A 24,343-nucleotide genomic window follows, 5' to 3' on the forward strand; every position below is an offset into this window, starting at 1 on the left:
CCCGAACGGTGGGCAAAAAAAAGCCCCTCATTGAGGGGCTTTCTTAATTGATCGATTGAGCGACGGAAAGGAAAACGCTGGCTGGCTGCCGGATGGCAGTTGTGGTTGAGAACCAACATAAGCAGCGGATTTTTTGGTGTAACGGTGCATGACCCCTCCCAGCAAACTGTCGGGAATTATACGCGCCGATTAGGCTATTTCAAGCAGAAAACGTGGTTTTTTACGCATCGCAATCGGTTGCTTAGCGAGTGCGATATGCATGACGGCCGTAGACGGAAGGAGGACAACTGATAAGAGTGATGAGTGGTTCACTGTTTCGGATTAACACGCTGGCGGGTGTCACATTTGCAGAGTATAAGGATTGTAAAACAGGGTTTCATTTTTTATATCAACGAGGTTTTTATGATTACTGGCAATGTCTACCACCTTGAACTGGTTCCTTATCTGCCTGCCAAACTGCGTGAAGCGATTGAATACGTAAAGCAAAACATCACGGCAGACACGCCGTTGGGCAAGCATGATATCGATGGCAACAGCGTATTTGTGCTGATCTCCAACGACAGCACGGACCTGCTGGAAAAGCGTCGCGCCGAATATCACGCTAAATATCTGGACATTCAGATTGTGTTGTCCGGTGTGGAAGGGATGACATTCAGCAACCTGCCAGCGGGCAAGCCGGATACCGACTGGCTGGCGGATAAAGATATTGCCTTTCTGCCTGCGGGCGAACAGGAAAAACAGTTTGTGATGCAGGAAGGGGATTTTGTCGTCTTCTTCCCAGGAGAAGTGCACAAACCGCTGTGTGCCGTGGGTGAACCCGCGCCCGTGCGCAAAGCCGTGGTGAAAATCGACGCATCGCTGGTGTAGGATTTCTGTGAACAAGGAACGTTCACCATAAAATGGAAGAAAATAATGGCAATAATTCCTCAGATGCCTCCCGGTGGTTTTCCCCTTCTGCCGAGTAGTAAAGGAAAAACCACGTAAAAACCGCAAGGCCTGGAAAAAAACAGCCAATCAGTTACTTAACTGACTGGCATTATTCAGAAAATGATTTTCTTGCTAAAAAACTTCATGACCTTTCGATTATATACTCGTCATACTTCAAGTTGCATGTGCGTTGGCTACGTTCACTCACCCGAATCACTTACTTGAGTAAGCTCATCGGGACTCCTTCTCTTGCCGCCTGCCTGAAACTCGAATTATTTAGATTATAGGTATATTATTACTTTAAATTATGTAGGATATTTTCCTTGGTATTGGCCTGTCACTGACTTTTTATTCTATATTAGTTTTTATAAACAGGTGCATATCAGGTACGGCATATTTTATGTAGGGTAATTTTAATGTAGGGATACACTGATGAAACAAATTACATTACCTGACAGATTAATCGCAATGTTTGAAAGCGATCCTCTCGTCGGCTGGGCAGTAAAAGACACAAACTCCCGTTTTATTTATGTCAATAACACCTTTAAAACCTGGCAAACCATATCAACTCGTTATGATTATGAAGGCTTGAACATTAGGGATATCCCTGTTCCTGTAGCCGAATTTTCAGACATTTTTAACCAGCAGGAACGAGAGATAGAGCGTACAGGTAAGGCGGTGAGAGCCATTACAACGCATATTCAAGGCGCGGAAAAAATAATGCAGCCCGCCTACAATATTCAGGAGCCAATCTATGATGAACATCGCAACTGTGTGGGCACAGTTATCAGCGTCAGACATGTTAGGATCATCACACCGACCTCGTTGCTAAATGGAACAATAATGCAACACTCCACCTTCGAGCCTCCTTCTAAAATATTTACCGAGAAGGAATGGGAGGTTATTTACCTGCTGGTCTGTGGGATGATGCTTAAAGATATAAGCAGCATCCTCTCAATCACCGTCGATGCCGTTAACGGCAGACTCCGAAGCTGCTACAGAAAAACAGGCTTGAATTCACTATCAGGCCTAAAGGAATACTGTAGAGATAACAGATTTGATAACTACATACCGCTGTTCTTTCTGAAAAAAGGACATCTCATTATCAGAGGCTAACCTGATGGATCCAGACTTGACTCCTGTTGAGTATTACTTTGATAACTCTTTGTTTGGCTGGGCAATAAAGGACTGCAACTCCCAGTATGTTTATGGCAATAAGATGGTATGTCAGTATTTCGACGTAACAGAAAATAAACTTTTAGGTTGTCTCGACACTGACTTAACGCCTGATGTCAGCGAGCACTACAACCATATACTGTATGACGACCAAAAAATATTGACCACAAATGAAATGAGTATCGTCCTCAAAACATTTGATTACGGAAGACGAAATAGACTCAGGTCTTTTCTGGTGGAGAAGCGTCCCTGGCGGCTCAATGATGGCAATGACGGCATTGTTTGCACTTACATAGAAATCACCAATGTTTACTTTTCAACCTTTCTTGTGCCATGCGAAAGGAAGCCGTTTGTGTTCACCCGACCGGCAAATATTTTTACAGACAAAGAGTGGGAAGTCGTTCTTTTGCTACAGTGCGGGGTGAAGCAGAACAGTATTCCCGACATACTCGGTATAAGTTCTTCAACGCTTCGTAACAGGATAACGCGTTGCTGTGATAAAACAGGCATGGCAAACAGTGCCACCCTGATCCAACACTGCAACCAAAAAGGATGGGATAACTACATTCCCCCTTTTTTTCTGATAAAAGGGCATGTGTCGATTACCTGAGGGACTGCCCACCTCTGATCTGTTTTTAAAACACATCAAAGGCAGGCTAAACCTTAATCCTGTACCAGCGTGGCAACCATCACCGCTTTGATGGTGTGCATGCGGTTTTCCGCCTGTTCGAACACGATGCTGTGTGCGGATTCAAAGACCTCGTCCGTGACTTCCATTCCGCCGTGTAGGCCATACTGTTCCGCCATTTGTTGACCCATCGTTGTCTGGTCATCATGGAACGCAGGCAGGCAGTGCAGAAACTTCACCTGTGGATTGCCCGTTGCTGCGATCATCGCTGTGTTCACCTGATACGGTTTCAGCAGTGCGATGCGCTCCTTCCAGGTTTCTTTTGGTTCTCCCATGGAAACCCAGACGTCGGTATAAATGAAATCTGCACCCGCAACGCCTGCGGCGATATCTTCCGTCAGCGTGATGCTGCCACTCGTTTGCTCTGCCGCTGCCTGACACTCCGCCACCAGACCAGCATCCGGCCAGCAGGCTTTTGGCGCAACAAGACGTAAATCCAGCCCGGTCAGCGCCGCTGCTTCCAGCATGGTGTTACCCATGTTGTTGCGCGCATCGCCGACGTAGACGAGCGTCATCTCTGACAGCGTTTTACCCGGTAAATGTTCCTGCATCGTCAGCAAATCTGCCAGCAACTGCGTGGGATGGAATTCGTTTGTCAGGCCGTTCCAGACCGGAACGCCCGCATATTGCGCCAGCGTCTCAACAATTTGCTGGCCGTAGCCGCGATATTGGATGCCGTCGTACATTCTTCCCAGTACGCGCGCGGTATCCTTGATGGATTCTTTATGTCCGATTTGGCTACCGCTTGGGCCGAGATAGGTCACTTGCGCGCCCTGATCGTATGCAGCAACTTCGAAAGAGCAGCGAGTTCGAGTCGAATCTTTTTCGAAGATGAGTGCGATGTTTTTCCCTTGCAGGCGGCGGGTTTCGGTCCCATTTTTTTTATCGGCTTTCAGTTTCGTTGATAGGGCTAAAAGATTGGCAATTTCTGCGGGTGTAAAATTCATTAGCCTTAAAAAGTGACGCTTATAGAACGGTTGCATGATGTACTTCTCCATGTGATCCGATATCATTGATTGAATTAAAATTCACTTTATATGTGTAATTATTCAAATTCAAGTGGTGATATCAAACTTTGTGGTGGAGCAAGCCGCAGGGCTGTGGGACAATAAGCAATATTACGTCGATTAATGAGGACTGAGGCATGGCAAATCGCGAATTACTGGAAGAGCAACGGGAAGAGACACGCCTGATCATTGAAGAACTGCTGGATGATGGCAGCGATCCTGACGCGCTCTATACCATTGAACACCATTTCTCTGCTGAGAAGTTTGAAGTGTTGGAAAAAGTCGCAGTAGAAGCCTTCAAGCTGGGCTATGAAGTGACGGATGCAGAAGAGCTGGAAGTGGAAGATGGTGTGTTGCTGATGTGCTGCGATGCTATCAGTGAAGTTGCGCTGAAGGCGGAACTGATCGACACACAGGTAGAACAGTTGCTGGCGCTGGCAGAACGCCACGGTGTGAATTATGACGGTTGGGGCACCTACTTCGAAGACCCAGATGGTGAAGGCGAAGAAGAAGGCGATGATGAAGATTTTTATGATGAAGATGATGACGGAAAACGCCATTAATCATTGAGCTTGAACCCAGCCTCACTGAATGTCGCAGAAACATCCTGCGGCGTTTTTTTGGTTTTTTTACTTGATTGTCATGCCGATAGCTTAAGCGTGGGTTTAGGGGAAACACGGTGATGAGGTTCCCGCTGGGACACCTCGCACCGTGGTCGCCCCGGTATCTCGAGCCTGAAACAATCGATACTACTTTTACAGCGTCTTCAGCATCGTTACTTCACAATCGGTATGACCCGTGTTGCCCATTGAATGGGGAATAGGGTCGAAGCCCAGAGACTCATACAGCCGAATTGCACTGGTCAGGTGACCGGTTGTTTCCAGATAGCAGCGGCGAAAGCCACGTTCGCGTGCAAAATCAAGCGCCTGTATCGCTAACTGACGTGCCAGCCCTTTGCCTCGCACTATGGGTAAGAAATACATTTTCTGTAATTCACACACATCGTCTTCTCCCGCGACCAGTGGCGCAATGCCGCCACCGCCAACCACGCGGCCTTCATATTCAACCACCCAATAGGCGCTTTTCGGCTGGTTATACAGCGCAAACAGCGTATCCAGATTAGGATCGGAAACGGTGTAGCCTTTGTCGGCCGTCAAACCAAATTCGGCAGAAACTTGACGGATGACCTGAGCGATAGCGGCATCGTCCTGCGCGGTGATTGGGCGTACCTGAAGATTGGCGGAGGTCGCGGTTGTCATAATACGTACTCTTGTTCTTACGGTTTACGAGGGGAATAATCTTGGCCGATTGTAATACCATTTCAGACCACATTCATGCAACGTCTATACCCGCCATACTTTACGTTACCCATGTGTTGGGTACTCCGCTGATTTCCTATTCCCTGTAATTAATAGGTATATAAACTTGTTTGATTTCTGTTAACTTTTATTGTTGTCATTAACAGGACATGCTTAAATGAGCCGCTTTTTGTATACCAATAACGTGTTAGATAATGCATTTTATAAGGCTTATTTCTTTTAGGATGAAAGGGTTATGACAATCAATACTTCAGAAAATAGCGCGCAGCATCGCGTGCAGTTTCATGGTAAGGCTGGGGAATATTTTGCAATTTGGTTGGTGAATGCCTTATTAACGATCATCACTTTGGGTATTTATTCTGCCTGGGCTACAGTGCGCCGTCGCCGTTATTTCTACGGTAACACGGAAATTAATGGTGACCGTTTTGATTACCACGCACAGCCCATTCAGATCCTTAAAGGACGTTTGCTGGTGATCGGCGGTATTATTCTTTTTTATATCGTAATGATGATGTCGCAAACGCTGGGGACGATCCTCGCGCTGGCATTTGCGGCACTTATTCCGGTTATTGTGATCCGCAATTGGCGTTATAACGCCATTATGTCTAGCTACTGCGGTATCCGTTTTAATTATCATTGCCAGACGGGGCGCGCATATTGGGTATTACTGCTTTGCCCTATCCTGTTGTTGCTGGCTTTTTATATCGCTCTGGTTGTTGTCATCATGATCGGTATGCAGAGCAATAGTCCTATTCTGATGGGGTTCGTTGCGCTGGCGATTGCTATTCCAGGGTTTGCAGCGGTAAATGGCATCATGAAAATGATGCAGCTTGATCTTTATGTAAATAACCTGTTCTTCGGCAAAACGGCGTTTAAAGCGGAATTGACGAAAGCGGCATTTATAAAATTCGCCCTCATTAGCCTGCTGATTTTTGTTCCTTTCTTGATCGCGGCGCTGTCATTTATGAGTTCGTTCTTCTTCTCGCTGTTCCAAACAGTGGCGATAGAAGAAAGTGAAGAACTCGTACTGATGATGCTGCTGAGCTACTTTTTTAACATCGTCATGATGGTCGTCATCATGCTATTGGGCGTGCTGGTTTCCAGCAGCTACCTGGTGGTCGCACAGCGTAATTATCTGTTTAGCCAAATGTCGCTGAACGGTGGGGTGAAATTGCACTCTTCCATGCAAACGATGTCTTACATGGGGCTGCTGATAACCAATAGCCTGATCATCATTTTCTCTTTGGGTTGGGCAGCACCGGTGGCAGAGATTCGTCATGCACGCTATCTCGCGAATGCAACAGCGGTTGAAGGCGATCTGGCACTGCTTCACGTTCAGGCACACCAAGATACTGCAAACAGCGCACTGGCCGAAGAAGCGGTACAAGCTCTCGATTTGGGTGTCGGCCTGTAAGTTATAAGGCAGGAATATGAATATTGAGGGGCATTATCAATACCCCGGATTGGCGGCCCGCGTGGCCGCTTCTCTTCAATTAACGGATAACGGTTCGACGATGGTGCTGAACACCGGGTCATCGAATATGACGTTTACGTTAGAGCAGGTCACGGTTTCCGATGCGCTGGGTTCTATTCCTCTGACATTAACGTTTCCTGACGGCGGCCGCTTTGTGCCTGCCGACGATCCCACTTTTCGCGCGTGGTATTCCGCACGGCGTCGACCGGGGCTTGTCCATCGCCTGGAACGCCATAAGCGTGGCGTCATTCTCACGCTATTCGCCACAATCTTGCTAGTCATAAACTACGTTTACGTCGTGCTGCCTTGGGCGAGTTCCGCGTTGGCGCTACGCATTCCTACTGCTATCGAACAGCAGTTGGGACAACATACGCTGAAGCTGTTACGACACAGTGATTTTAAGCCCTCCAAATTGCCGATTGAACGCCAACAGGCGATGCAAACGTTGTTTCAACAGGTTATGCCCGCTGACATGCGGGAAGATAAAACGCCGCTGCGTCTTGAGATCATGTCTGCGCCTATCGGGCCGAATGCCTTTATGCTGGCAGATGGCACTTTGATTATTAGCGACGATCTGGTGACGCTGGCGAAAAATGACAACGAGCTGGCGGCGGTGATGCTGCATGAAATGGGGCATCATGCCTATCGCCACCCAATGCGCATGGTGGTGCGTTCATCACTGGTATCGCTGACGTTCATGTGGATGACAGGAGATGTTAGTGGAATCGGAGATACCGTGTTGCAGTCTGCCGCCTTTATCAACGAGATGCAGTTTTCCCGTGATATGGAGAGGGAAGCCGACGCGTGGGCGATAGCAGAAATGCAGCAGCAGGGACGTTCACTTCAGTCAATGCAGGCAATGTATCAGGCTTTGATCGCTAAGGACCACAGCCAGGATGAAATTGATTCGCTGGATTTACCTGACTGGTTGAGTACGCACCCGGATATGGATGAGCGTCTCAAAACGATTGAAAGAGAGATGAATAAGCACTAATCCCTCGTTCTTGATTCTCAACCCCGAGCTACCCCTGCTTGTGTTGATCGTGTGCGGTATCACCGCGCACGATCCCGTTTTGCTGTTTTTATAAACGCTAACGTCGAGAGTAAAGCACTCACCGCGTAGCCAGTCGATTAACAGGAATGAGTTAAATATCATTCTATTAAAAACTTCTTGTAGAATATTTCGCCATAAATAAAAAAAGCAGAGAATAATCCCTTTTTATTGTTAGTCCGCTTATGTTTATTGGGATTTTTCCTAATAGACATTAAACTCGCGGCTTCACGACTTCATGATTACCGAAGAGTTATTTATGATTAATCGAATTCTATCAGGGGTGGTGGGCGCATTTCTGTTAATGATGTCACCCTTGACGCATGCGCAGGTCAATTTCCCGGTGCCCAAAGAAGGCGACTGGATTGCGCCAGAATTTACCTTCAACAGCGGCGAAAAATTAAAAGATCTGCGAATTCACTATTACACCATCGGTGATAAAACCAGGCCCGCTGTGTTATTGCTACATGGAACGAACCAACCGATTAAAGCACTGTTAGCAAATGGCTTTGGCGGAGAGCTTTTCGGGCCGGGGCAGGCGCTGGATAGCAGTAAATATTTTATTATCATGCCAGAGAGCATTGGTTCTGGAAAATCTTCCAAACCGTCAGACGGCTTACGCATGAAATTCCCACAGTACGATTATAACGATATGGTTCAGGCACAATATCGCTTAATCAAAGAAGGGCTGGGCATTAATCACCTGAGCCTGGTGATGGGATATTCCATGGGTGGCATGCAAACCTGGCTTTGGGGTGAAAAATACCCAGATATGATGGATGCGCTGGTGCCAATGGCATCGCTGCCAAATGAGCTGTCTGGTCGTAACTGGATGATGCGCCGCATCTTGATCGAATCCATCAAGAACGATCCTATGTGGAATAACGGTGATTACACTCAGCAGCCGCCAACGCTAAAAACAGCCAACATTATGTTTAGCATTGCCACCACGGGCGGCACGCTGGCGTATCAGAGCAAAGCGCCGACGCGTGCTCAGGCGGACAAGTTGGTAGAAGATCGCCTCGCTGCGCCTTCAACCAGCGATGCCAATGACTTTATTTATCTCTGGGGCTCGTCTGCAAATTATAACGCGGCACCGGATCTGAATAAAATTAAGGCTCCCATTCTGGTGATTAACTCCGCGGATGATGAGCGAAATCCTGTTGAAACTGGCATTCTGGATGCTGAGCTTAAGAAAATTAAACAGGCGACATTGTTCCTTATTCCCGCCAGTAAAGATACCAGCGGGCATGGCACGATGATGTCGGCGAAGTTTTATAAAGATGAGCTGCAACGTTTCTTAGACAAAAATCAGTCTCAGAAGAAGAATAAAAAATAAATTCTAATGACCGCCAGAAAGCCAATTTTCTGGCGGTTATTATTTTCTTTATACGTTTCTTTATTTTATTACGATTTTATAACGGATTTATTTCAGGTCGTGGGGATTAACACGTCTGAAAATTGAAATATAACGACTATTACGTAAATAACTGAACGGCTACGCTGTAAAACTGGCGCTCATCCTTTCTTATTTTCAGACCACAGGGATAATTTATGTTTCGTAAGATAAAGATCCGTACTGCACTCAGCATGATGGTGTTCTCGTTAGCGGCGTTACTGCTTTTTGTCGGCGTTTTAGGGCTGATTGCGGTTCAATCAGGGAATAAATCATTTGCTCGCGTCGATATGGAAGTACTACCGGGGTTGGTTGCGCTGAATGACAGCTCCGAACTGCTGTTGCGTGGTCGGTTGGATTTACGCCTGTACGAATCATTAATGGGGAAAGGCGATATCGAGGCGGCTAAAGTCGCTCTGGGACGTGCCAGAGGCAAGGTCGACGGTGCTAGCGAAAAATGGCAGGAGTACCTGAAATATCCGCAGTCGGAACAGGAAAAAGTGATTTCTTCGGACATGGCCGAAAAGCGCAACACGCTAATGCAGGACTTTATCGATCCGGCATTTGCAGCGCTTAACGCAGGGAACCTGGATGAATATCGCCAGCGTGCCGGAAAATCGACGGTACTGTACGCCGCGTTTGATAAATCCTCTAAAGCGTTGGTGGCCTTCAAGCTGAAGAGTATTGATGAAGCCTACGCGGATTCAAATGGGCGTGTGGAACTGATGGAAACCATTCTGTACGTTGCGATCGCCTTCGCGTTGCTGTTGGCGGCGCTGGCCTGGTCTGCGATGACCAACATGATCGTGAAACCATTGAATCAGGCCATTTCTGTCTTTGACCGCATTGCTGAAGGTGATCTGCGGGCGCAGATTGATAGCAGCGGGAAAAATGAAATCGCCCATCTGTTTGCCGCGGTTCAACGTATGCGCGACGGGCTGGAAAACATGGTGCGTGTGGTGCGTAACGGAACCGATGCAATCAGCGTTGGGGTAGAAGAAATTGCATCCGGCAACATCGATCTTTCCAGCCGTACCGAGCAGCAGGCAGCCTCGTTGGATGAAACCGCTTCAAGCATGGAACAGATCATGTCGACGGTGAAAAATAACGAAGACAACACACGCAAGGCGAATCAACTGGCGCAGAAGGCCTCTGACTCCGCGTCTCGCGGCGGGAATGTTGTCTCCGAAGTGGTTGATACCATGCGTTCTATTAAGATGAGTTCTGCCAAGATCTCCGACATTGTTGGTGTGATCGACGGTATTGCTTTCCAGACCAACCTGCTGGCGCTGAACGCTGCGGTGGAATCTGCGCGCGCGGGTCAATACGGTAAAGGTTTTGCGGTGGTTGCCTCTGAAGTACGGATGCTGGCTGCGCGCAGTGCGACCGCAGCGAAAGAGATCGGCACGATGATTGATGCTTCTCTCAGCCGTATTGAAAAGGGAGCGGGTCTGGTTGAAGTGGCCGGTAACACCATGGACGAAGTATTGATGGATGTGAAGAAAGTCGTCGATATCATGGATGAAATCACTCTGGCTTCCAGCGAGCAGAGCCGAGGTATTTCGCAGATTAACATCGCGATTAATCAGATGGATGGCGTGACTCAGCAGAATGCGTCATTGGTAGCAGAAGTGGCGACCTCAGCGAATGCGCTTCAGGAACAGGTTATTAACCTGCAACAGTCTGTTTCCCGTTTCCAGATCGCAAGAGAAAACATGGAAATGGGCAACGTGTTGCCCGGTTTGCGTCAGAATATTGCGCTGGCCGATGCCCGCTAATCGTTAAATGACCACCGTCTGTTTTTGTTTGCCTGTATCAGGAAAGAAAACAGACGGTTAATCCTCAAAACCACAACATGATGCGATATACCCGCCATACTTCAAGTTACATGTGTGTTGGCTGCGTTACTCGGCCCACTTATGTGGGCCTCGCCCCGTTGGGGCCGCTGCAAGCAGCGTTCAAATCTGCCTCTGGCAGACTTGTCACTCACCCGAATCACTTACCTGAGTAAGCTCATCGGGATGAAATGAGAGACATCCTGTCTCTCACCGAAGGCCAGCCGTTGGCTGGTCAAATTCGTTCCCGACGAATTTGTCCCCCGCTTGCCGCCTGCCTGAAACTCGAATTATTTAGGGTATAGATATTCCAACGCGAGATCCTATCTGAACGCCACACTCTCCCGTTAGTTTTCTCCTCTGCCTTGTCAATTTGAGATAAGAACGAATAAGACAGTCCTCATTCCTAATATTTTTATCTGATATGAAAATGTAACTAATTATTTGCATGTTTAGGTTTATTTGTTATGACAAGGATTGTTCTATTCTATTTTTTATCATTAAAAATCAATTATATAAAATATATCACATTAAGAAGCACCCTATTAATTCGTTCGATACTCTTCACGCTATCTTTACCTTTCTTTGCAGTCATAGCGAATGCCGCTACTTCAGCTGAGCTGCAACAGCTCGATCAGCGTCAGATACAAACAGCGTTAGCAAGTTACGCGCTGCTGCTGCGGTTCGTGGTGTGGCGGTGGGAGCGGAACGGGTCGGAGGCGACACTGAAGGTGCAGACGCATCACCAGTACCGCTTTATCCTGTGGGCGGCAGACCTTGAGTTACCGAAGCTGGAAAAGCGGTTGCCGCGCACGATACTGAGCGTGGAGGACGTGGAGCAGGTACTGGCGTTGCCCGACCTCACTACCCTGCAAGGCATCGGGTATAGCGCAATGGGGAAGCTGCCACCTGTTCCGGCACGCGATGGCAACGCAAATGCTGGAGAACGGCGCGGACCTGCGGTGGATATAGGCGATGCTGGGCCATGCGAGCGTGGAGAGCACGCAAATCTACACGCAGGTCTCCATCAAAGCGTTATCCGCAGTCCATGCAAGCACGCATCCGGCAGAACAACAGGACAGTGACGAGACCGAGCTGCTGGCTGACCTGACGGTGGATGAGGGTCAGCGGGAAGAAGGAGTTGACGGAACGGGAAAGGAAAAAAATACTAATAGATAATAATAGATACTATCCTGAGTGGTTGGAGGCAATGATGGCAACCAGTATCGCGTTAAGTCCTTACTTCGAGCAATTTATCCGTGAACAAATCGAAAGTGGCCGTTACAACAATGTCAGCGAGGTCATCCGTGCAGGGCTACGGGCACTGGAGGAGCGAGAGCGGCAGGTCAAACTGGATGCGTTACGCACGGCGGTCGAGTTGGGCGTGAACAGTGGAAAAGGCAAGGATGCCGAAGTGGTGTTCGGGCGTCTGTCGCAGAAATACCGGCGCATGGCTGAAGGTGATAACGCGGAATGAAACTGACCATATCGCCGCTGGCAGAGCAGGATATCGAAGCGATAGGCGACTATATCGCGTAAGATAACCCGGTACGCGCACTGAACTTTACCGAAGATCTGTACCGGCAATGTTGTGTAATAGGCGAGGATCCCTGGCTGTATCGTGAGCGCCCGGAGTTGGGGCACTCCATCAGAAGTTGTACCTATGGTCGTTATCTTATCCTGTACGGCACGACGGATGTGGAAGTGAGGATCGAGCGTGTCCTGCACGGTGCGCGTGATATAGACAGCCTGTTCTCAGGTTCGCTGAACGACACCAAACGTTAGCCGGTTGTCTGTGAGGCCTCAGGACGGCGCAGGGCAAGAGGCGTGCCATCCGTGGCGCCCCTCTTGCCTTGTTCGGGTCAGGCGCTCCGGCGGTAAATGTCGCCCGGCCAGCACTCACCGTAGTCACTCTCTGTCATTAACGTTGCTGGCCGTTCGTCATTCAACATAATGTGGCATTACGCGAAAGCCGCTGAACGCGGCCCACGCGTAACACACATTATATCGGCGCCGGGCAGGTTAAGGGCTCGCTGCGGTCTTCTTCCACATCAGCGTGCGGCTGGCTGCTGGGGTTGGGCTCTTGGTGCTGTGTGGCGCAGAGGTTCGCTGCGCTCACCTCTGCTGTCAGCCTAAGCGTGCTTCCCTGGCTCCAATGGAGTGGCCGCCGTCCCTGACGCCGCTGCTATGATGTGGCGGTTGTAGGCGGCAAAGTCACGGCGGGGCGGTAGCGTGTCGGGGGGATTACCCTTATGCGGGCGCGAAGTTGCAGAACAAAGGCCCGTTGACGGCTTCTATCGCTGCTGGGGTGGGTAGGGCGGTTGGTGCTGGAGGTGGTAAAGTTATAACTAATACACTTACACCCGTAATAACAAATCCGATTCACAGTGAAATTGGTGGGGCAATTGGTCATTCGTGATGAAGCCAACCAGCGTCAAGACGTCGCGCAGCTGAGTAACGATGTTGAACATGCAAACCAGACGCTCAGCCCGATTTTTGACAAAGAGAAAGAGCAGAAGCGCCTGCAACAAATGCAGGTGATTGCAGAAATCAGCAGTCAGGTGATAGATATTGCCGGTACGCAGGGGCGATCATTGCGACCAAAGCCGCGAAAGCGGAGGCAGACGCGAAGGCCGCGGGTCTCTCTGCTGCTTATCCTCGCAAAGTGTATATGTACAATGAGGATATTCTGGTTAATTGGCGATGAACGCGTCTATTTGACGACAGTACCATCGTTTAATATAAACATAAGATTCCCTTTCCAGAATTCAGCCAGGTAAATATTTTCTAATTCAATACCGTGTCGTGCGATTTCGGCAGAGAGCCATTCTTCATCTTTTTCTATTTCACACAAATCATTTTTCCTAGGTTTTCCATCTTTAATCACGATCACTGACGGCATTTCCATACCTTCACAAATGACGCTTAGTTGTCCGTTGGGTTCAATTTGTGCATAGTTTATCTTTTGGAAGGAGTTGATCCCCTGAGCATGGAGCTGTGAAGCAACGTTGATAATATCTATTTTATTCTTCTTTTGCAGAATGTTTTCCATCAGGAATTGGCCTTTCTTAATGATAGGGATCGGGTCGCCAATACTGACAGAGCGAAAAAAATAAATATTTTTGCTGATAGAGTTAAGAATAGAAATCAGGCTGACACCAATAAGTAGCACAATTATATATTGATAAAGTGGGATGCTGTCGCTATAAATAACACCGCCAATAATGCCACCCAATATGAAATTACCAATAAAATCGACGGGGGTCATTTGCGAGAGCTGTGTTTTACCCGAGAAATTTAGATGGATAATCACAATGGAAAAACCAATGATGAATTTTAATAACACATATCCGTAATATTCCATTTTCTTCTCCGTTGCTGCCCTAACTATTTTTCATCTTATTATGGTGTAACACAGGCGGTGTGATAGGCAACCGTCTATTGACTATAGCAACACTGCGCGGATTGGTGAGCACAATTCACTTGTTTGTCAGATATTGCGGGGGAAAAGCCCCAGCAAAGTGCCGGGGCTGAGATAAGGAATAAGCAAAAATAAAAACTACAGCGCGGCGATCACCGCTTGCTGCTCCAGCAGTTTGGTTTTCGCTACGGCGTAGCCGTCCATCTTCTCACGCTCTTTGGCGACGACCGCTTCCGGTGCTCGTGCCACAAAGCCTTCGTTAGACAGCTTGCTTTCTATACGGCCAATTTCGGCTTCGATTTTCGCCACTTCTTTCGCCAGACGGTCCAGCTCGGCCGCTTTGTCGATCAGGCCAGCCATTGGGATCAACAGCTCGGCGCCATCGATGAGCTTAGTGACAGAAACCGGGCCTTTATCGCCCGCAGGCAGCAGCGTAATACTTTCCAGACGCGCTAGCGTTTGGATAAAGCTGCGGTTCTCTTCCACGCGACGCTGTGCTTCAACTGTAGTATCGCGCAGTAAGACTTCCAGCGGTTTACCCGGAGTGATGTTCATTTCCGCACGAATGTTACGTACGGCGATGATAGCCTGTTTGATCCACTCCAGATCGTTCAGTGCCAGCGTATCTTCCTGCGCGGCGTCGAACTCAGGGAATGGCTGCAACATGATCGTGTCATCGTTAATGCCTTTCAGCGCTTTAACGCGTAGCCAGATGGTTTCGGTAATGAACGGAATAATCGGGTGCGCCAGACGCAGCAACGCTTCCAGTACAGTAACCAGCGTGTGGCGTGTACCGCGCAGCTCCGCTTCCGAACCACCGTTCATTACTGGCTTCGTCAGCTCCAGATACCAGTCGCAGAATTGGTTCCAGGTGAATTCGTACAAAATGTTGGCAGCAATATCAAAGCGATTGCCGTCCAGCGCATCGCGGTAGGCTTTCACCGTACGGTTGAATTCCGCCAGAATCCAACGGTCAGCCAGCGACAGCACTTTCTCACCTTCGCCAAAGCCGCAATCCTGCTCTTCGGTGTTCATCAGCACAAAACGGCTGGCGTTCCACAGTTTGTTACAGAAGTTGCGGTAACCTTCCAGACGCTTCATGTCCCAGTTGATGTCGCGGCCAGTGGAGGCCAGCGCCGCCAGCGTGAAGCGCAGGGCGTCTGTACCGTGAGGCTCGATGCCGTTCGGGAATTGCTTCTCGGTGCGCTTGCGAATTTTTTCCGCCAACTGCGGCTGCATCATGTTGCCGGTACGTTTCTCCAGCAATGCTTCCAACGAAATGCCGTCTACCATATCCAGCGGGTCGATTACGTTCCCTTTGGACTTGGACATCTTCTGGCCTTCTTCATCACGGATCAGGCCGGTCATGTAGACGGTGTGGAATGGCACCTGCGATTTGCCGTCTTCATCTTTGATGAAATGCATGGTCAACATGATCATGCGTGCAATCCAGAAGAAGATGATGTCGAAGCCGCTGACCATCACGCTGCTTGGATGGAAGGCTTTCAGGTCTGGCGTTTGCTCCGGCCAGCCCAGCGTAGAGAATGTCCACAGTCCGGATGAGAACCAGGTGTCCAGCACGTCTTCATCCTGGTTCAGAACGACATCGTCAGCGAGGCTGTTTTCACTGCGTACTTCCGCTTCGGTACGACCAACATACACGTTGCCGTCGGCATCGTACCAGGCTGGAATGCGGTGACCCCACCACAGCTGACGGGAAATACACCAGTCCTGAATGTCACGCATCCAACTGAAGTACATGTTTTCGTACTGTTTTGGTACGAATTGAATGCGGCCATCTTCCACAGCTTCCACCGCGGGTTTAGCCAGCACGGCCGCACGCACGTACCACTGGTCGGTCAGCATCGGTTCAATGACAACGCCGCCACGGTCGCCGTAAGGAACGGTCAAGTCGTGCGCTTTGATCTCTTCCAGCAGGCCGAGCTCATCGAATGCGGCTACCAGCGCTTTACGCGCGGCAAAACGTTCCAGACCCTGGAAGGCTTCTGGAATGTCGCTGCTGTAAGCGGTGCTGGCTTCGCCATTGGTATCAAAAATTTCAGCACTCTGGCGAATATCACCGTCGAACGTCAGGATGTTCACCATCGGTAACTGGTGGCGTTTACCGACTTCGTAGTCGTTGAAGTCGTGCGCTGGAGTGATTTTCACGCAGCCGGTGCCTTTTTCCATGTCGGCATGTTCGTCGCCAACGATCGGGATACGGCGGCCAATCAGCGGCAGGACGACATCTTTGCCGATCAGATCTTTATAACGCGGATCCTCCGGGTTAACGGCGATACCGGTGTCACCCAGCATAGTTTCCGGTCGGGTCGTGGCAACGACCAGATAGTCTTTCCCTTCGGCGGTTTTCACGCCATCGGCCAGCGGATAACGCAGGTGCCACATCGATCCTTTCACGTCGCGGTTTTCTACTTCCAGATCGGAAATCGCGGTGCGCAGCTTCGGATCCCAGTTCACCAGACGCTTGCCGCGGTAAATCAGGTCTTCTTTATATAGACGGACGAAAACTTCTTTCACCGCGTTGGACAGGCCTTCATCCATGGTGAAGCGCTCGCGTTCCCAGTCAACGGAGTTGCCCAGACGGCGCATCTGATTGGTAATGTTGCCGCCGGATTCGCCTTTCCACTGCCAGATTTTGTCGATGAACGCATCGCGGCCATAATCATGGCGAGTTTTGCCTTCTTCTGCGGCGATCTTGCGCTCAACAACCATTTGTGTGGCGATACCGGCGTGGTCAGTACCTGCCTGCCACAGGGTGTTTTTGCCCTGCATGCGCTGATAGCGGATCAACGTATCCATAATGGTTTGCTGGAAAGCATGACCCATATGCAAGCTGCCAGTGACGTTGGGCGGCGGGATCATAATACTGAAGCTTTCTTTACTCGTGTCGCCGTGCGGCTTGAAGTAGCCTTGCTTTTCCCAGTGTTCGTAGAGCGGCTGCTCGATATCTTGCGGGTTATATTTCGTTTCCATTATGCTCAAAATTCAGTGAGTTGGCGGCGTAGCCGTGGTCAATCGGAAGCCGACGCTGCGATAGGTTTTATAGCGGTCGCGCGCCAACTGTTTCAAGGATTCTTCGTAAGGGACAAAGTCTATCACTTCATGGAAAGCGGTGGCAAAATCTGCGAACTGCGGCAATAAGCTGATCAGCAGGTCCCGTGGCGCATTACCACGCCGCTGTGGCCATGCCAGCTCGACTGGTGCGCCGTGACGCGGCCCTTCGCCTGCCAGATTATGCGGCACGAATGCGTTGGGATCGCGCTGCCACAGCGCCTCGTCAAGCCTGATGGCCTGCTGCTCGTCTTCACAGGCAATGAGTACGCGCTTTCCTGCTCGCCAACGTTCTGCCGCCAGATCGCATGCCAGTGCCTCGTGGGCACTGAGCTCACCGCTTTTGCTGTCGTGTTCGAGAAGATAGAACGTTGCGTTTTTCATTGTTTACACTATTGATTGATAACGGCCGGAAAGTGATAAGGGCCGGAAGGTCCGGCCCATAAGACAATGACGTGATAAGGCATCGCCGACGCGCTCATCGCTGTTAACGCGAAAGCCTTATTCTACGTCGTTCTGTCCGGCGCGGTTAAGCAGGAACTGTGATAACAGTGCGACTGGCCGGCCCGTAGCGCCTTTGGCTTTGCCGGAACGCCAGGCGGTGCCTGCAATATCCAGATGTGCCCAACTGTACTTGCGTGTAAAGCGCGACAGGAAGCAGCCTGCGGTAATTGCTCCGCCAGGACGACCACCAATATTTGCCATATCGGCAAAATTGGACTCCAACTGTTCCTGGAATTCGTCGGTCAGCGGCAGACGCCATGCACGGTCGCCAGACTGCTCGGACGCGCTCAACAGCTCATGTGCCAGTGGATTGTGGTTCGCCATCAGCCCAGTGATGTGGTGCCCCAGCGCAATTACGCACGCACCGGTCAGCGTCGCGACATCAATCACCACATCCGGTTCATAGCGCTCAACGTAGGTCAGCGTATCACACAAGACCAAACGGCCTTCCGCATCGGTGTTCAGCACTTCTACCGTTTGGCCGGACATCGTGGTCAGCACATCGCCCGGACGGTATGCGCGTCCGTCGACCATGTTTTCACAGCCTGCCAGCACGCCGACGATATTCAACGGCAGCGCCAGTTCGGCCGCCATACGCATCACACCGTAGACTGTAGCTGCGCCGCACATGTCGTATTTCATTTCGTCCATGCTGTCGGCAGGCTTGATGGATATGCCACCGGAATCGAACGTCAGACCTTTACCCACCAGCACGATTGGGCGAGTTTCCGGGTTCGGATCGCCTTTATATTCGATCACGGACATCAGCGATTCATTCTGCGAGCCCTGACCCACTGCCAGATAGGCATTCATGCCCAGCTCTTTCATCTGCTGTTCGCCAATCACTCGCGTGATAATGTTCTGGCTGTAGGTGTCTGCCAGTTGACGTGCTTGTGACGCCAGATAGGCGGCATTACAGATATTCGGCGGCATGTTGCCGAGATCTTTCGCGGCTTTGATACCCGCAGCAATCGCCAGACCGTGCTGAATGGCACGTTCGCCGCTGGTCAGCTCACGGCGCGTCGGCACGTTGAAGACCATTTTGCGCAGTGGACGGCGCAGCTCGACCTTGTTGCTCTTCAACTGATCGAAGGTATACAACGTCTCTTTTGCTGTTTCGACAGCCTGACGCACTTTCCAGTACGTGTTACGACCTTTTACGTGGAGTTCAGTCAGGAAGCATACTGCTTCCATCGAACCCGTTTCGTTCAGAGCGTTGATCGTCTTCTGAATCACCTGTTTGTACTGGCGTTCATCAAGTTCGCGCTCTTTGCCGCAACCAATCAGAAGGATGCGTTCGGAAAGAATATTAGGTACATGGTGCAAAAGCAGTGATTGCCCCACCTTGCCTTCTAATTCACCACGGCGGAGCAACGCGCTGATGTAGCCGTCGCTGATTTTATCGAGTTGTTCGGCAATAGGGGACAGACGACGCGGTTCAAACACGCCGACGACAATGCAGGCACTGCGTTGTTTTTCCGGACTACCGCTTTTTACGCTGAACTCCATGTACTCTCCTGAATCTTAAAGACAAAGGCGGGGGCAACGGATAGAATGTGACACTCCGTAATACTTTCCCGCCGCGGCGTTAACATAACCTGTGTTAATCTTAACGACGTAACGAACCTGTTTTGGTGACTATAAGCAGGTTCTGATACAACAGTTCAAACGCAGTGTGTTGTAATACCGTTTTAGCTATGGGGGCTGCCAAAAATGAGTATAAATGGCGCGTTAGCGAAGAAACTATCGATTTTCCTGCAAAAAGACAAGTTTTCACAGGCGTAATTAAGCGTGATCATCATTCGATATCTGGTACGGGAAACCTTTAAAAGCCAACTGGCGATCCTTTTCATTCTGCTACTGATTTTCTTTTGCCAGAAATTAGTACGGATACTGGGTGCCGCTGTTGATGGTGAAATCCCGACAAATTTGGTTATCTCCCTGTTGGGATTGGGTGTACCAGAGATGGTGCAGCTCATCCTGCCATTAAGTCTGTTTCTTGGCGTATTGATGACGTTTGGTCGCCTCTATGCGGAAAGCGAGATCACCGTCATGCATGCTTGCGGGCTGGGCAAGCGTGTGTTGCTGAAAGCCGCGCTGGTCCTGGCTGTGTTCACTGCCATCGTCGCTACCATTAACGTCATGTGGCTTAGCCCGTGGTCGTCGCGGCATCAGGAGGAAGTGCTGGCGGAAGCGAAGGCGAACCCCAGTATGGCGGCCCTGGTAGAGGGGCAGTTCCAGTCAGCACAGGGCGGCAACGCGGTACTGTTTGTCGGCAATGTCAAAGGGGCGGAGTTTCAACACGTCTTTCTGGCACAGCTGCGCCCCAGCGGTAACGCACGGCCTTCCGTCGTTGTAGCCGATCGTGGCCATATCACGCAAAACGAAGACGGTGCGCAGGTCGTGACCTTGGACAATGGCTCCCGTTACGAAGGCACAGCATTGCTGCGAGACTTCCGTATTACGGATTTCACCAACTATCAGGCCGTGATTGGTCACCAGACTGTAACGCTAAATAATAGCGATGTGCAGCAAATGGATATGGGGACCCTTTGGCATTCGGATGCGCACGATGCACGAGCGGAGTTCCACTGGCGGCTAACGTTGATTGTTTCGGTGCTCATCATGGCGCTGATGGTGGTGCCGCTGAGTGTGGTTAACCCACGTCAGGGAAGGGTGCTGAGTATGCTGCCTGCCATGCTGCTGTACCTGATTTTCTTCCTGTTGCAAAGCTCGCTGCGTTCTAACGCCAGTAAAGGCAAAATTGATCCGATGGTGTGGATCTGGCTGACTAACCTGATGTATTTCGGTATCGCTGTCATGCTTAACCTATGGGATACCGTGCCGATGCGCAAAATGCGCGCCCGCTTCAAGCCTCGTACTCTTAAAACACAAGGAGCGGCCTGATGTTTGGTGTATTAGACCGCTATATCGGCAAAACGATTTTTACCACCATCATGACGACGTTGTTCATGCTGGTGTCGCTCTCTGGCATCATCAAGTTCGTCGACCAACTGCGTAAAGTCGGACAGGGTGAGTATTCTGCGTTGGGCGCAGGAATTTACACGCTGCTCAGCGTACCCAAAGATATTGAGATTTTCTTTCCGATGGCGGCGTTGCTCGGTGCGTTGCTTGGGCTGGGCCAGCTTGCGACCCGCAGTGAACTGGTAGTGATGCAAGCTTCTGGCTTTACTCGCTTACAGATTGCGACTGCCGTGATGAAAACTGCGATCCCGCTGGTGTTGCTAACGATGGCGATTGGCGAATGGGTCTCACCGCAAGGGGAACAGATGGCGCGTAACTATCGTTCTCAGATGATTTCCGGTGGGTCGATGATCTCTACGCAGGGCGGGCTGTGGGCAAAAGATGGCAATGACTTCATCTATATCGAACGAGTGTCTGGCGATAAAGAGCTGTCTGGCGTAAACATCTACCACTTCGACGGTCAGAACAAGCTGTTATCCGTGCGCTATGCGGCCTCCGCCGAGTTTGAGGAGGACCGGAATGTCTGGAGACTCTCGCAGGTTGATGAATCCGATTTGAGCGACGGCAAACAGATTGGCGGTAGCCAGACGCTCAGCGGCGAATGGAAAACCAATCTGACGCCGGATAAGCTAGGCGTCGTGGCATTGGAACCTGATGCACTGTCAATCCGTGGGCTACATAATTACTCTAAGTACCTGAAACAGAGCGGACAGGAATCGAACCGCTACCAGTTGAACATGTGGAGCAAAATCTTTGCGCCGGTCTCGGTGGCGGTAATGATGCTCATGGCGGTCTCCTTCATCTTCGGCCCACTGCGCAGCGTGTCGGCGGGTTCGCGTATCGTGATAGGTATCAGCTTCGGCTTCCTCTTCTATCTGCTGAATGAGATTTTCCGCCCGCTCAGCCTGGTCTACGGCATTCCACCTATCCTGGGCGCTATCTTGCCTAGCTCGGTGTTTTTATTCATCAGCGTAGCGCTGCTGCTGAAACGCCGATAGAACCCAACAAGTCTGAAAAAGCGCCGGATGGATTAATCCTCGGCGCTTTTTTATTGCTCGCGACAACGTTCACACTGCACAGTATTGAAGGCAAAGTGACCATAACGCGTTGCTAAAGATGATTTTTTCAGCACTTAACCGAGCACTGAGTGGATTAACGTTGCGCATGGGCCATCAAACGGTATAATGCACCCGTTTTCCGCATACTACTTCTGTGCCGAAGTGGCGAAATCGGTAGACGCAGTTGATTCAAAATCAACCGTAGAAATACGTGCCGGTTCGAGTCCGGCCTTCGGCACCAAAATTACATAAATAGACGTCAATCGACGTCTTTTTTTATGTCCGAAATCCGCGCCACACAAGGCTTTACCCGCTTTTTCCCTCAACTGAAGTCAACCTAACTCAACCCACATCAACAAGCTTGTGAGTATACTAATGAGTATATTTGTCGATTCGATATTGCTTGTATACTCACGCTATACCAATGGAAGGAGGACCATTATGGCCCTAACGGATACTAAAGTTCGTTCTGCGAAACCTGAGGAGAAAGAGTATTCACTTGTTGACGGCGACGGCATGTCCTTACTTGTAAAACCTAACGGCTCAAAGTATTGGCGATTTCGTTTCCGTTTTGGCGGTAAACAGCATTTGATGGCATTCGGTGTCTATCCTGAAATTTCACTGGCGGATGCCAGGAAGAAAAGGGAAGAGGCCAGAAGGTTGGTAGCTGCTGGTATCGATCCTCGTGAGCATAAACGTGCTGTGAAAGAAGAGCAGGCGAAAGAGATTATTACTTTCGAGAAGGTTGCCAGAGAGTGGCTTGCGACTAACCAAAAATGGTCGGAAGATCACGCTAACCGCGTAAAAAAGAGCCTGGAGGACAATATCTTCCCGGCAATTGGTACTCGCAGTATTGCTGAATTGGGCACTCGTGACTTACTGGCACCCATTAAAGCGGTGGAACTGTCTGGACGTCTTGAGGTGGCTTCTCGTCTCCAGCAGCGTACCACGGCCATCATGCGTTATGCAGTGCAAAGCGGGCTGATTGATTACAACCCAGCGCAGGAGATGGCTGGAGCCGTCGCCTCTGGCAATCGACAACATCGCCCGGCGCTGGAATTAAAGCGTATCCCTGAGTTACTTGAGAAAATAGACGGCTATACCGGCAGGCCGCTAACCCGCTGGGCAACTGAGCTCACTCTGCTTATCTTTATTCGCTCCAGTGAGCTGCGTTTTGCTCGCTGGTCAGAGATCGATTTTGAAACGTCAATGTGGACTATCCCGCCTGAGCGAGAGCCTATTCCCGGCGTGAAACATTCCCAGCGAGGATCAAAGATGCGTACACCTCATCTGGTGCCGCTTTCAAAGCAGGCGCTGGCGATTCTGAAGCAGATAAAACAGTTCTGCGGTGAACATGAACTCATTTTTATTGGAGACCACGATCCTCGTAAGCCCATGAGTGAGAACACGGTAAACAGTGCGCTACGGGTGATGGGCTATGACACTAAAGTTGAGGTTTGCGGCCACGGCTTCCGCACAATGGCCTGTAGTTCGTTAATTGAGTCAGGGCTATGGTCGAAGGATGCGGTGGAGCGCCAGATGAGCCATATGGAACGTAACTCGGTACGCGCAGCATATATCCATAAAGCGGAACATCTGGATGAACGCAAGTTGATGCTGCAATGGTGGGCGGACTTTCTGGATTCGAATCGGGAGAAAAGTATCAGCCCGTTTGATTTTGCTAAAATTAATAACCCCATGCTGACAAGATGACACGTGCTACTGTTGGCTCTATTACCCCTTAGATTGAACATGAGTTATTTCATAAAAAGGCATCCGTTCATTAACGTTCGGGTGCCTTTTTGCTTTTAACAACCGTAAATTAGGAGAATAACAAATGACTACGATATGTCCGCAATGTGGTTCTGACCGTGTAAGTGAGCGAAATATTGGTAGGAAGGCAGGAGGTATCGCTGGAGGCGTGGCAGGAGCACTTAGTGGTGCAGGTACGGGGGCGGCAATAGGTTCTGTTGTTCCGGTGGTGGGAACAGCTACAGGGGCTGTCATTGGTGCAATACTGGGAAGATTTGTCGCCGGTGCGACGGCTGGAGCGGTAACAGGAGCATCGCTTGATGGCGTCCTGTTCGATCAGTATGAATGTCGTGACTGTGAACACACTTTTGACTAATTAGGTTTGGTTTTCCTTCTATCTATTCACCCAACAACTCAGTAAATCCCCATTAATTTTCTCAATTACTTTTTCTTATTGATCTGCGCGACCGATCGGTATTGAGTATTTTAATAGTTATAAGCTATCATTTTTTTATTATTGATCGTTTTTATCGATAGGTAAAGCAGATCAGTTTATCTATTTCGATCGGTATTAACAATTTTACACCTCATTACCTTCCTGAAAAGATCACATCAACCTACCTTTAATCAGGTTATTACCGGTGGTGGGTCAGGAAAAGCTATTCAGTGATTAGTCGC

The 24,343-nt window shown here is 49.8% G+C and carries 19 protein-coding genes, 1 tRNA gene and 3 pseudogenes; 17 read left to right on the plus strand and 6 right to left on the minus strand.

The genetic code is table 11. The features are described 5' to 3' along the window. Positions 1-402 precede the first annotated feature (402 nt). The 3 genes from KP22_RS13920 (at position 403) to KP22_RS13930 (ending at position 2,713) form a co-directional block, all read left to right on the plus strand. Positions 403-867: a NanQ anomerase/TabA/YiaL family protein gene (locus KP22_RS13920; protein ID WP_039304255.1), complete on the plus strand. Its 465-nt coding sequence runs from the start codon at positions 403-405 to the stop codon at positions 865-867. Positions 868-1,359: 492 nt separating this feature from the next. Continuing rightward, on the plus strand, positions 1,360-2,043 hold the full coding sequence (locus KP22_RS13925; RefSeq protein WP_039304258.1) for a helix-turn-helix transcriptional regulator: 684 nt from the start codon (positions 1,360-1,362) through the stop codon (positions 2,041-2,043). Positions 2,044-2,047: 4 nt separating this feature from the next. Further along, complete coding sequence (locus KP22_RS13930; RefSeq protein WP_039304261.1) at positions 2,048-2,713, plus strand: PAS domain-containing protein; 666 nt, start codon at positions 2,048-2,050, stop codon at positions 2,711-2,713. 53 nt (positions 2,714-2,766) lie between these two features. On the opposite strand, the gene argF is transcribed toward KP22_RS13930, so the two are convergent. After that, positions 2,767-3,774 (minus strand): ornithine carbamoyltransferase, encoded by a 1,008-nt coding sequence (gene argF, locus KP22_RS13935; protein ID WP_039304264.1) that lies wholly within the window; start codon positions 3,772-3,774, stop codon positions 2,767-2,769. 161 nt (positions 3,775-3,935) lie between these two features. Here argF and rraB point away from each other — a divergent pair, with 161 nt between their 5' ends. Beyond that, a complete protein-coding gene (gene rraB, locus KP22_RS13940; RefSeq protein WP_039304267.1) occupies positions 3,936-4,361 on the plus strand; it encodes a ribonuclease E inhibitor RraB in 426 nt (141 codons plus the stop codon). A 192-nt stretch (positions 4,362-4,553) separates the two neighbouring features. Here the strand turns inward: rraB and KP22_RS13945 are convergent, their stop codons facing one another. Then, complete coding sequence (locus KP22_RS13945) at positions 4,554-5,057, minus strand: GNAT family N-acetyltransferase (protein ID WP_039324822.1); 504 nt, start codon at positions 5,055-5,057, stop codon at positions 4,554-4,556. Positions 5,058-5,352: 295 nt separating this feature from the next. Between KP22_RS13945 and KP22_RS13950 the strand changes: the two genes are divergently transcribed. The 8 genes and pseudogenes from KP22_RS13950 to KP22_RS23045 all read left to right on the plus strand — a co-directional run. After that, complete coding sequence (locus tag KP22_RS13950) at positions 5,353-6,531, plus strand: YjgN family protein (RefSeq protein WP_039324824.1); 1,179 nt, start codon at positions 5,353-5,355, stop codon at positions 6,529-6,531. 16 nt (positions 6,532-6,547) lie between these two features. Next, entirely contained in the window at positions 6,548-7,585 is a 1,038-nt protein-coding gene (locus tag KP22_RS13955) for a M48 family metallopeptidase (RefSeq protein WP_039304276.1), read from the plus strand. 316 nt (positions 7,586-7,901) lie between these two features. Then, positions 7,902-8,981 carry an alpha/beta fold hydrolase gene (locus KP22_RS13960; RefSeq protein WP_039324916.1) on the plus strand — a complete coding sequence of 360 codons (1,080 nt, stop codon included), beginning with the start codon at positions 7,902-7,904 and terminating at the stop codon, positions 8,979-8,981. Between the two features lie 215 nt (positions 8,982-9,196). After that, positions 9,197-10,816 carry a methyl-accepting chemotaxis protein gene (locus tag KP22_RS13965; protein WP_039324826.1) on the plus strand — a complete coding sequence of 540 codons (1,620 nt, stop codon included), beginning with the start codon at positions 9,197-9,199 and terminating at the stop codon, positions 10,814-10,816. A 677-nt stretch (positions 10,817-11,493) separates the two neighbouring features. Continuing rightward, positions 11,494-12,052, plus strand: a pseudogene (locus KP22_RS22205) (tyrosine-type recombinase/integrase). 34 nt (positions 12,053-12,086) lie between these two features. Then, positions 12,087-12,350 carry a type II toxin-antitoxin system ParD family antitoxin gene (locus KP22_RS13975; protein WP_039304284.1) on the plus strand — a complete coding sequence of 88 codons (264 nt, stop codon included), beginning with the start codon at positions 12,087-12,089 and terminating at the stop codon, positions 12,348-12,350. Beyond that, positions 12,347-12,658: pseudogene (locus KP22_RS21810) on the plus strand (type II toxin-antitoxin system RelE/ParE family toxin). The gene KP22_RS13975 and the pseudogene KP22_RS21810 overlap by 4 nt, the downstream one beginning before the upstream one ends. Before the next feature lie 614 nt (positions 12,659-13,272). Then, positions 13,273-13,526: pseudogene (locus KP22_RS23045) on the plus strand (VENN motif pre-toxin domain-containing protein); the annotation flags it as partial. A gap of 60 nt (positions 13,527-13,586) precedes the next feature. On the opposite strand, the gene KP22_RS13980 reads toward KP22_RS23045, so the two are convergent. The 4 genes from KP22_RS13980 to pepA all read right to left on the minus strand — a co-directional run bounded on the left by KP22_RS13980 (position 13,587) and on the right by pepA (position 19,379). Beyond that, positions 13,587-14,237, minus strand: a complete 651-nt coding sequence (locus KP22_RS13980) for a DUF421 domain-containing protein (RefSeq protein WP_039304287.1) — start codon at positions 14,235-14,237, stop codon at positions 13,587-13,589. 195 nt (positions 14,238-14,432) lie between these two features. Then, the gene (locus tag KP22_RS13985) at positions 14,433-17,288 is read right to left on the minus strand and encodes a valine--tRNA ligase (protein WP_039324828.1); all 2,856 of its coding nucleotides are present in this window, start codon (positions 17,286-17,288) and stop codon (positions 14,433-14,435) included. Between the two features lie 12 nt (positions 17,289-17,300). Beyond that, a complete protein-coding gene (locus tag KP22_RS13990) occupies positions 17,301-17,750 on the minus strand; it encodes a DNA polymerase III subunit chi (RefSeq protein ID WP_039324830.1) in 450 nt (149 codons plus the stop codon). A gap of 117 nt (positions 17,751-17,867) precedes the next feature. Further along, the gene (gene pepA / locus KP22_RS13995; protein WP_005973662.1) at positions 17,868-19,379 is read right to left on the minus strand and encodes a leucyl aminopeptidase; all 1,512 of its coding nucleotides are present in this window, start codon (positions 19,377-19,379) and stop codon (positions 17,868-17,870) included. 282 nt (positions 19,380-19,661) lie between these two features. Between pepA and lptF the strand changes: the two genes are divergently transcribed. The 5 genes from lptF to KP22_RS14020 all read left to right on the plus strand — a co-directional run bounded on the left by lptF (position 19,662) and on the right by KP22_RS14020 (position 24,041). Beyond that, positions 19,662-20,777 (plus strand): LPS export ABC transporter permease LptF, encoded by a 1,116-nt coding sequence (gene lptF, locus KP22_RS14000; RefSeq protein ID WP_039324831.1) that lies wholly within the window; start codon positions 19,662-19,664, stop codon positions 20,775-20,777. Then, the gene (gene lptG, locus KP22_RS14005; RefSeq protein WP_039304297.1) at positions 20,777-21,853 is read left to right on the plus strand and encodes an LPS export ABC transporter permease LptG; all 1,077 of its coding nucleotides are present in this window, start codon (positions 20,777-20,779) and stop codon (positions 21,851-21,853) included. Before lptF ends, lptG begins: the two co-directional genes overlap by 1 nt. Positions 21,854-22,069: 216 nt before the next feature. After that, positions 22,070-22,154: transfer RNA gene (locus KP22_RS14010), tRNA-Leu, on the plus strand. A 200-nt stretch (positions 22,155-22,354) separates the two neighbouring features. Further along, positions 22,355-23,626: a tyrosine-type recombinase/integrase gene (locus KP22_RS14015; RefSeq protein WP_039324834.1), complete on the plus strand. Its 1,272-nt coding sequence runs from the start codon at positions 22,355-22,357 to the stop codon at positions 23,624-23,626. 124 nt (positions 23,627-23,750) lie between these two features. Then, entirely contained in the window at positions 23,751-24,041 is a 291-nt protein-coding gene (locus KP22_RS14020; RefSeq protein ID WP_008815332.1) for a DUF1269 domain-containing protein, read from the plus strand. Positions 24,042-24,343 lie beyond the last annotated feature (302 nt).

Origin of the sequence: Pectobacterium betavasculorum, from assembly GCF_000749845.1 — a bacterium.
Lineage (GTDB): Bacteria > Pseudomonadota > Gammaproteobacteria > Enterobacterales > Enterobacteriaceae > Pectobacterium > Pectobacterium betavasculorum.

Coding starts and splice junctions, on each gene's coding strand:
- KP22_RS13920 (WP_039304255.1), top strand. CDS start 403: ATGATTACTGGCAATGTCTACCACCTTGAACTGGTTCCTTATCTGCCT.
- KP22_RS13925 (WP_039304258.1), top strand. CDS start 1,360: ATGAAACAAATTACATTACCTGACAGATTAATCGCAATGTTTGAAAGC.
- KP22_RS13930 (WP_039304261.1), top strand. CDS start 2,048: ATGGATCCAGACTTGACTCCTGTTGAGTATTACTTTGATAACTCTTTG.
- argF (WP_039304264.1), bottom strand. CDS start 3,774: ATGCAACCGTTCTATAAGCGTCACTTTTTAAGGCTAATGAATTTTACA.
- rraB (WP_039304267.1), top strand. CDS start 3,936: ATGGCAAATCGCGAATTACTGGAAGAGCAACGGGAAGAGACACGCCTG.
- KP22_RS13945 (WP_039324822.1), bottom strand. CDS start 5,057: ATGACAACCGCGACCTCCGCCAATCTTCAGGTACGCCCAATCACCGCG.
- KP22_RS13950 (WP_039324824.1), top strand. CDS start 5,353: ATGACAATCAATACTTCAGAAAATAGCGCGCAGCATCGCGTGCAGTTT.
- KP22_RS13955 (WP_039304276.1), top strand. CDS start 6,548: ATGAATATTGAGGGGCATTATCAATACCCCGGATTGGCGGCCCGCGTG.
- KP22_RS13960 (WP_039324916.1), top strand. CDS start 7,902: ATGATTAATCGAATTCTATCAGGGGTGGTGGGCGCATTTCTGTTAATG.
- KP22_RS13965 (WP_039324826.1), top strand. CDS start 9,197: ATGTTTCGTAAGATAAAGATCCGTACTGCACTCAGCATGATGGTGTTC.
- KP22_RS13975 (WP_039304284.1), top strand. CDS start 12,087: ATGGCAACCAGTATCGCGTTAAGTCCTTACTTCGAGCAATTTATCCGT.
- KP22_RS13980 (WP_039304287.1), bottom strand. CDS start 14,237: ATGGAATATTACGGATATGTGTTATTAAAATTCATCATTGGTTTTTCC.
- KP22_RS13985 (WP_039324828.1), bottom strand. CDS start 17,288: ATGGAAACGAAATATAACCCGCAAGATATCGAGCAGCCGCTCTACGAA.
- KP22_RS13990 (WP_039324830.1), bottom strand. CDS start 17,750: ATGAAAAACGCAACGTTCTATCTTCTCGAACACGACAGCAAAAGCGGT.
- pepA (WP_005973662.1), bottom strand. CDS start 19,379: ATGGAGTTCAGCGTAAAAAGCGGTAGTCCGGAAAAACAACGCAGTGCC.
- lptG (WP_039304297.1), top strand. CDS start 20,777: ATGTTTGGTGTATTAGACCGCTATATCGGCAAAACGATTTTTACCACC.
- KP22_RS14015 (WP_039324834.1), top strand. CDS start 22,355: ATGGCCCTAACGGATACTAAAGTTCGTTCTGCGAAACCTGAGGAGAAA.
- KP22_RS14020 (WP_008815332.1), top strand. CDS start 23,751: ATGACTACGATATGTCCGCAATGTGGTTCTGACCGTGTAAGTGAGCGA.